Origin of the sequence: Brevundimonas sp., from assembly GCF_031082345.1 — a bacterium.
Classification (GTDB): Bacteria; Pseudomonadota; Alphaproteobacteria; order Caulobacterales; family Caulobacteraceae; genus Brevundimonas.
In genome coordinates this window covers 1-6,682 of record NZ_JAVHLH010000161.1, presented here as the reverse complement: position 1 = coordinate 6,682, position 6,682 = coordinate 1, and the positions used below count along the sequence as shown (strand labels likewise).

The window sequence follows — 6,682 nt, the reverse complement described above, 5'->3', positions numbered from 1 at the left end:
CGGGAGACGTCGGGGGCGGCGGTGGAGCCGATGCGGACGATGACCTTGTCGCCCTCGCGGCGCACGCGCGAGCGGGATCCGACCACGCCCGCGAACTCGATCCGGGTGAACTCGGCGTTCGAGCCGATGCGGATGGTGATCGGGTCCAGCGCGGCGCCGGCTTCCTGGGCGAGCGGCGCCAGGGGGGCGAACGCGACCGCGCCGGCCGCGGCGGCGGCGACGGTGGTGCGAAGAATGCGCTTTGACGAGGCCCCGGACATGCGCGCGCACACTCGCGCGCGTCGCCTTTCAACGCGGTTAACGCTTGGTGACCGCCTGCTCCAGCATGCGCAGGGCGACCCGCACGGATTCCATCCGCACCGGGCCGCGCCCGATATCGCCGAAATGATGCTCCTCATGCACCGTCGGGGCCCCGGCGGCGGCGAGGGCGAAATGAACCAGCCCCGGCTCATCGTCGGGGCCGGCGGCGCCGGCGAAGCCGGTGACGGCGACGGCCACGGCCGCGCCCGAACGCCGCAACGCGCCCTCGGCCATGGCGCAGGCGACGGGCCCGGAGACGGCGCCGTTCTGGTCGATCAGGCGCGTGGGCACGGCCAGCTCCTCGGCCTTGGCGTCGTCGGTGTAGACGACATAGCCGCGTTCGAAGGCGTGGGAGCGGCCCTCGACGTCGGTCAAGACGGAGGCGATCAGCCCCCCGGTGCAGCTTTCGGCCGTGGCGAGAGTCAGGCCCCGGTCGCCGGCCTCCCGCAACACCCGGTCGATCAGGGCTTCCACGTCGTCGGGCAGGGCGGGGCTCAGGGTTTCCGTCATGATCCCGCAACGGCCACGCTCGCCGTCGCGTTCCCCCGCGACAATGGGGCCGCTTGTCTGGCCCCTCCCCCGGGCCGACATCAGGCGCCTCCCGCTCAGGATGCCGCCGTGACCCCGCCCGAATATCCGCCGTTGAAGACCCTCTCCACCGGCCTCCGCTGCCGCTGTCCCCGCTGCGGCGAGGGACCGTTGCTGAAGGGCTATCTGACCATCCGCGACGCCTGCCCGGAATGCGGCCTCGACTACAGCTTCGCCGAGCCCGCCGACGGCCCGGCCTTCTTCGGCATGAGCCTGGTCGGGGTGGTGGGCATGGCCCTGTTCATGTGGTTCGAGTTCAGCGTCCATCCGCCGATCTGGGTCCATATGGTGGTGACCATGCCGCTGCTGACCCTCGCCTGCCTCGGCGTGCTGCGTCCGCTCAAGGGCTGGCTGGTGGCCGAGCAGTACGTCCACAAGGCCGCCCCGCCGGAGTTCGAGAGCATCGGCAAACACGGCGAAGGGTCGAAGTGGCGGTGAGCCGTCGCCCGGCACGGCAACCTTAACGCACCACGCGCCGATAGTCTGAATACCGGGAGAGCCTTGACTGGAGTCGACGCCGGGTTCTGAAAAGTCTTGCGAGCAAGCCGCCGAAAGCAGGCCATTTCGTCCAGTTGTTATTCGCCTCGCAATGAAACGGCGATACAAGTGTACTCAATTGTTCTCATCAGTTTCTATTTGCGAATTCATGCAAGCTTTGCCGTCAAACGGCGAGCGCTATTGGTGAATGCTTCTGCATTGCAACTGATTACTGCATTTATCATTTTCGTTAAGTCAAACAGTCAACCCGTTTTTAATCGAACGCTGTTCCACTGAGGGCCTAAATTAAGCACGTGGGGCCAGGATGTTTGACGAGGATGGAAATGCCCGCCGGTACGGGACTCCGCGGCCGGCGCCGGGCGCAGGAACCGCTCCGTCCCGACAGGCCTTTGGCGCGCCCTACGAGAGCATCACCTTCTCCACCGCGACGCGGGCGCGGGCCGACCTGACCATCACGCTTGCGGCGCAGCCGGTGTTCGAACTGGCCACCTCCACGCCGGTCAGCCGCCGCCTGCGGCGGTCGATCCGCCGGTGCGGGGAACCGGCCCTGTTCGAACGCAAGACCCTGGAGCTCGACGACCTCGGGCGCATCGACGCCCTGACCCTGGAGCACGGCATGGAGCTGCTCAGGCTGGGGCCGGGGGACTGCGGCATCATCCCCGCCTTCTGGCGATCGCTGACCGAGAATCGGGAAAGCTACGCTCTTCGCTGCACGGAGGCGCAGCACAGCCCCCATCCCGGCAGCCTTCTGGTCGAGGTGGTCGGCGGCCCGGAGCAGGCGCCGATCGAGGTGCTCGACGACATACTGGGCCGTTTCGAAACCGGAACGCGAGGTCTGATCCTCCACATCGCGCCCGACGTGGACACCGCCCTTCGCCTGCGCGGCGCCCGGGTCAGCTGCCTGGCGATCGATTTCGCCGGCGTGGCCCACGACGGAGCCCGGGACTGGCAGGCGGCCGTCGACCTCATCGCCGCCGCGCGCCAGACCTGCGGTCAGATCCTGTTGATCAATCTGCGGCCCGAGCGGGCGCTCGGCGCCCAGGCCGCCGGGGCCACCCACGCCGTCTTCGCCAGCCTCGAGCCGCGAACGGTCTGAGCGCGACGATCCGGCGCTTCATGGGCGATGGCGACCCCGGCAGGACTCCAACCTGCGACCTCGGCTTTAGGAAAGCCTTGCTCTATGCAGCTGAGCTACGGGGCCATCGCCGGCTGACCTAGCGGCTCGCGGGGCATGGGGGAAGCGGGGCGGAAACGGAAAATCGCACCCCGGTGAAGAGCCGCCGCCCCGGAGCTTCGGACAGCCGCCTTCGCTGTTGTGGTTAATCGCCTTTAAGATACAATATCTTGGGGTGAACAAACCCCGAATCGGGCCGTGTCGGTGATTCGGTCCTGATTCGTTTCGCCCCTGTTCCGCCTGGCCGAGCTTTGCCGTTTACGGGTGACGGAAACCGCGCGGCGCCGCTTGAGGAACCGGGCGGGAAGGGCCACCTTTTCAGCATCATGAGCGACCGCGGCACCGGACAGGCCCCCTCGCGCGTCGTCGCGGTTCTGGGCCCCACCAACACCGGCAAGACCCATCTGGCGGTCGAGCGGATGCTGGGTCACGCCTCGGGCATGATCGGCCTGCCGCTCAGGCTGCTGGCGCGCGAGATCTACGACCGGATCGTCAAGCGGCGAGGCGCGGCGGCGGTGGCCCTGGTGACCGGCGAGGAGAAGATCGTTCCGCCGCGGGCGGTCTATTTCGTCTGCACCGTCGAGGCCATGCCGCTGGAGCGGTCGGTGGAGTTCCTCGCCGTCGACGAGATCCAGCTGGTCGCCGATCCCGAGCGCGGCCACGTCTTCACCCAGCGGCTGCTGCATGCGCGGGGCCGGTTCGAGACCATGTTCCTCGGCGCCGGGACCATGGCGCCGCTGATCCGTTCGCTGGTTTCCGATGTGGAGATCGTCCAGCGCGAGCGGCTGTCGACCCTGAGCTACGCCGGCTCGAAGAAGCTGACCCGCCTGCCCGCCCGCAGCGCCATCGTCGCCTTCAGCACGGAGCAGGTTTACGCCATCGCCGAACTGATCCGGCGTCAGAGGGGCGGGGCGGCGGTGGTCATGGGTAGCCTGAGTCCGCGCACGCGCAACGCCCAGGTCGAGCTGTTTCAGTCGGGCGAGGTGGACTTTCTGGTCGCCACCGACGCCATCGGCATGGGGCTGAACATGGAGGTCGACCACGTCGCCTTCGCCGGCCTGAGAAAGTTCGACGGGCGGCGGACCCGGTGGCTGCACGCCCACGAGATCGGCCAGATCGCCGGGCGGGCCGGGCGGCACGTGAGGGACGGGACCTTCGGCGTGACCGGCGAGGCCCTGGAGCTGGATCACGATCTGGTCGAACAGGTGGTCGAACACCGCTTCGAACCGGTCGAGGGGGCCGAGTGGCGCAACGCACGGCTGGATTTTGATACGCTGCCCGACCTGCTGCGTTCGCTGACGGTGACGCCGGGGGTTCGCGGCCTGAACCTGACCCAGCCGGCGCTGGACGAGACCCTGCTGCGCCGCCTGATCAAGGACGAGGACGTGGCCCGGATCGGGCGCTCGCGCGGCGCCCTGATGCGGCTGTGGGAGGCCTGCCAGCTGCCCGACTTCCAGAAGACCACGCTCGATGAACATTCCCGGCTGGCCAAGGAGATCTTCGAGGCCCTGACCGGCAGACGCGGACGGCTGACGGCCGACTGGATCGCGCCGCGCTTCGCCGACCTCGACCGCGACGACGGCCAGATCGACCAGCTGTCGGCGCGGCTGAGCGGGGTGCGGACCCTCAGCTATATCGCCAACCGCCCGGACTGGCTGGACCAGGCCCAGGGCTGGCGCGACAAGACGAAGGCTTTGGAGGAGCGGCTGTCGGACGTACTGCACGAGCGGCTGACCGCCCGCTTCGTCGACCGGCGCACCACCGCCCTGATGCGGGCCCTGAACGTGCGCGAGGACGCCGTCGCCGATGTCGACGCCGAGGGCGCGGTGGTGGTCGAGGGCCATGCGGTCGGGCGACTGAGCGGCGTCGACTTCCAGATCGACAAGGGCGGCAGCGCGCTGGAGGACAAGGCCCTGCGTCACGCGGCGCGGCAGGCGGTGACGCCGGAGATCGCGCGGCGGCTGGGCCGTCTGGCGGCCGACGAGGACGCGGCGTTTTCGGTGACGCCGGACGGGGCGGTGCTGTGGCGCGGCGCCCAGGCCGGTCAGGTCGTCGGCGGCGACTGGTTCGCCCCCCGGGTGCGGCTGCTGGGCGAACTGGGACCGGCGGCGGCGCGCGAGCGGGCCCAGCGGCGGCTGGAAGCCTGGCTGGCGGCGGAGGCCGGACGGGCGCTGAGGGCGCTGCGGCGGCTGAAGACGGCCGTCGAGAACGGCACGCTGAAGGGATTGCCGCGGGGCCTCGCCTTCCGGCTGGTCGAGGCCGGCGGCGTGATCGACCGGCGCGACGTCGAGCGCGACCTCGCCGCCCTGAGCCAGGTCGAGCGACGCACGCTGAAGAGCTTCGGGGTGCGGCTGGGCGCGCATTCGGTGTGGTTGCCCGCATTGCTGAAGGGGCGGGGAGCGACGGTGGCGCAGGCGTTCGTGGCCGGCGAGCCGTTCCGGCCTGGCGCGACCGCCCTGACGCCCCTGCCCGAGACGGCGCCGTCGGCGCGACTGCTGTCGGCCTTCGGCCTCCGCGCCGTGGGACGGTTCGCGGTCGGGGTCGAGAGGCTGGAGTCGCTGGCGGAGCGGCGGGCGCGGAACAAGGGCGGGCTGAGCGAGACGGACCTGGCCGAGCTGGGGATCAGCCTTGAACAGGCCAAGTCGCTGGCGATCGCCCTCAAGGCGACGCGGGCGCAACAGCCCGACCGGTCCAACCGTGCGGCCAAGGCTATGCCGGACTCGCCGTTCGCGGCGCTGTCGGTCCTGACCGCGCCGGCGCCGGCGCGGCGCAGACGGCCCCCTCGCAGAAAGCCCGCATGAGCGAGGCGAGTTGCCGCATCGACGTGTGGCTGTGGCGCGCGCGGTTCGCGAAGACGCGGTCGCTGGCCGCCGCCATGGTCGAGCGCGGCGCGGTGCGGCTGACCCGCAACGGCGTTCAGACCCGGCTCGACAAGCCCGGACGCAGCGTCCACGTCGGCGACGGCCTGGTGTTCGCCCTCGGCGGCCGCCTGTTCGACCTCGAGGTGCTGCAGATGGGCGAACGGCGCGGACCGCTCGAAGAAGCCCGCGCCCTGTATGCGCTGGTGGAGTCCCCGCCGCCTACTGGCGGATGAACTCGCCCTCGATGTGCAGGCTCACCTCGTCGCCCAGCACCGGCAAGGCGTAGTCGATGCCGAAATCCGACCGCTTGATGGTCGCCTCGCCATCGAAGCCGGCCCGGTAGGCGCCGCCCATGGACGGCCCGGCCTGGTTGAACCGCACCGTCATGGACACGGGACGGGTGAAGCCGCGCAGGGTCAGGTCGCCCTGGACGGTGGCGCGGTCCGGATCGGACGGGTCCACCGTCACCGAGCGCGATACATACCTGGCGACCGGGTGGTTGGCGGTGTCGAAGAAGTCCGCCGTCTGCAGGTGGGCGTCGAGGCCGTCCGAGTTGGAATCCACGTCGGTCAGCGGGATCGTGGCGATCAGGGTCGCCGCGGACGGGTTGGCCGGATCGAGGGTCAGGTCGGCGTCGACGTTCACGAACTGGCCCTTGTAGGTCGAGAACCCGAGGTGATCGACCGACCAGGTGATCTTGCCGTGGTCGGAATCAAGGGCGTAGTCGCCGGCCTGGACCTCAGCGGGGCTCCGGGTCAGGGCCGCCTGGGCGACGACAGCGCCGCCGGCCAGAAGGCTGATCGAGGCGGCGACGATGATGGAGCGGGAAACGAGACGCATGGCGAAATCCTGTGATGACGGGCGGGTTATCTGCAATTGTGCTTGATACAGATAGACCGCCTGATCGCCGCCGCAACCCCTCCCGCGGATGCGTCATGTCGGCCCACCGAGTTGACACCCGGAGCCGCCGGGGTCATCTGCGCAGCCCGTCCCACCAACCGCGCGATCGTCCTTCCGCTCCATGACCTACATCGTCACCGACGCCTGCGTGAAATGTAAATTCATGGACTGCGTCGAGGTCTGTCCCGTCGACTGCTTCTATGAGGGCGAGAATTTCCTGGTCATCGCGCCGGACGAATGCATCGACTGCGGCGTCTGCGAGCCGGAATGCCCGGTCGACGCCATCAAACCCGACACCGAGGACGAGCCCGACGGCAAGTGGCTGATGGTCAACGCCGAATACGCCAAGGTCTGGCCGAAC

General features: G+C 69.5%; 8 protein-coding genes and 1 tRNA gene. 5 read left to right on the top strand and 4 right to left on the bottom strand.

Annotated elements, in window-relative coordinates:
• Both RDU12_RS10815 and RDU12_RS10810 read right to left on the bottom strand, forming a co-directional pair.
• Nucleotides 1–260: hypothetical protein (locus RDU12_RS10815; protein ID WP_308684600.1), on the bottom strand; the 260-nt coding region annotated here is incomplete at its 3' end.
• 37 nt (nucleotides 261–297) lie between these two features.
• Nucleotides 298–810 carry a CinA family protein gene (locus tag RDU12_RS10810; RefSeq protein ID WP_308684599.1) on the bottom strand — a complete coding sequence of 171 codons (513 nt, stop codon included), beginning with the start codon at nucleotides 808–810 and terminating at the stop codon, nucleotides 298–300.
• Between the two features lie 108 nt (nucleotides 811–918).
• Between RDU12_RS10810 and RDU12_RS10805 the strand changes: the two genes are divergently transcribed.
• Together RDU12_RS10805 and RDU12_RS10800 are read left to right on the top strand one after the other, a co-directional pair.
• A complete protein-coding gene (locus tag RDU12_RS10805) occupies nucleotides 919–1,326 on the top strand; it encodes a DUF983 domain-containing protein (RefSeq protein WP_300292095.1) in 408 nt (135 codons plus the stop codon).
• Nucleotides 1,327–1,690: 364 nt separating this feature from the next.
• The gene (locus RDU12_RS10800) at nucleotides 1,691–2,482 is read left to right on the top strand and encodes a hypothetical protein (protein ID WP_300292093.1); all 792 of its coding nucleotides are present in this window, start codon (nucleotides 1,691–1,693) and stop codon (nucleotides 2,480–2,482) included.
• A 28-nt stretch (nucleotides 2,483–2,510) separates the two neighbouring features.
• On the opposite strand, the gene RDU12_RS10795 is transcribed toward RDU12_RS10800, so the two are convergent.
• A tRNA-Arg gene (locus tag RDU12_RS10795) sits at nucleotides 2,511–2,587 on the bottom strand.
• 299 nt (nucleotides 2,588–2,886) lie between these two features.
• Between RDU12_RS10795 and RDU12_RS10790 the strand changes: the two genes are divergently transcribed.
• Together RDU12_RS10790 and RDU12_RS10785 are read left to right on the top strand one after the other, a co-directional pair.
• Nucleotides 2,887–5,361, top strand: coding sequence for a helicase-related protein (locus RDU12_RS10790; protein WP_308684598.1), 2,475 nt, complete (start codon nucleotides 2,887–2,889; stop codon nucleotides 5,359–5,361).
• A complete protein-coding gene (locus tag RDU12_RS10785) occupies nucleotides 5,358–5,654 on the top strand; it encodes an RNA-binding S4 domain-containing protein (protein ID WP_308684597.1) in 297 nt (98 codons plus the stop codon). The genes RDU12_RS10790 and RDU12_RS10785 overlap by 4 nt, the downstream gene beginning before the upstream one ends.
• Here RDU12_RS10785 and RDU12_RS10780 read toward each other — a convergent pair.
• Nucleotides 5,641–6,261 carry a YceI family protein gene (locus tag RDU12_RS10780; RefSeq protein ID WP_300292546.1) on the bottom strand — a complete coding sequence of 207 codons (621 nt, stop codon included), beginning with the start codon at nucleotides 6,259–6,261 and terminating at the stop codon, nucleotides 5,641–5,643. The genes RDU12_RS10785 and RDU12_RS10780 overlap by 14 nt on opposite strands.
• Before the next feature lie 181 nt (nucleotides 6,262–6,442).
• Here RDU12_RS10780 and fdxA point away from each other — a divergent pair.
• A partial coding sequence (gene fdxA / locus RDU12_RS10775; RefSeq protein WP_308684596.1) for a ferredoxin FdxA occupies nucleotides 6,443–6,682 on the top strand: 240 nt, incomplete at its 3' end.

What these genes read in the sequence shown, in the direction of transcription:
- RDU12_RS10810 (WP_308684599.1), bottom strand. Translation starts at nt 810, where the DNA reads ATGACGGAAACCCTGAGCCCCGCCCTGCCCGACGACGTGGAAGCCCTG.
- RDU12_RS10800 (WP_300292093.1), top strand. Translation starts at nt 1,691, where the DNA reads ATGTTTGACGAGGATGGAAATGCCCGCCGGTACGGGACTCCGCGGCCG.
- RDU12_RS10790 (WP_308684598.1), top strand. Translation starts at nt 2,887, where the DNA reads ATGAGCGACCGCGGCACCGGACAGGCCCCCTCGCGCGTCGTCGCGGTT.
- RDU12_RS10785 (WP_308684597.1), top strand. Translation starts at nt 5,358, where the DNA reads ATGAGCGAGGCGAGTTGCCGCATCGACGTGTGGCTGTGGCGCGCGCGG.
- RDU12_RS10780 (WP_300292546.1), bottom strand. Translation starts at nt 6,261, where the DNA reads ATGCGTCTCGTTTCCCGCTCCATCATCGTCGCCGCCTCGATCAGCCTT.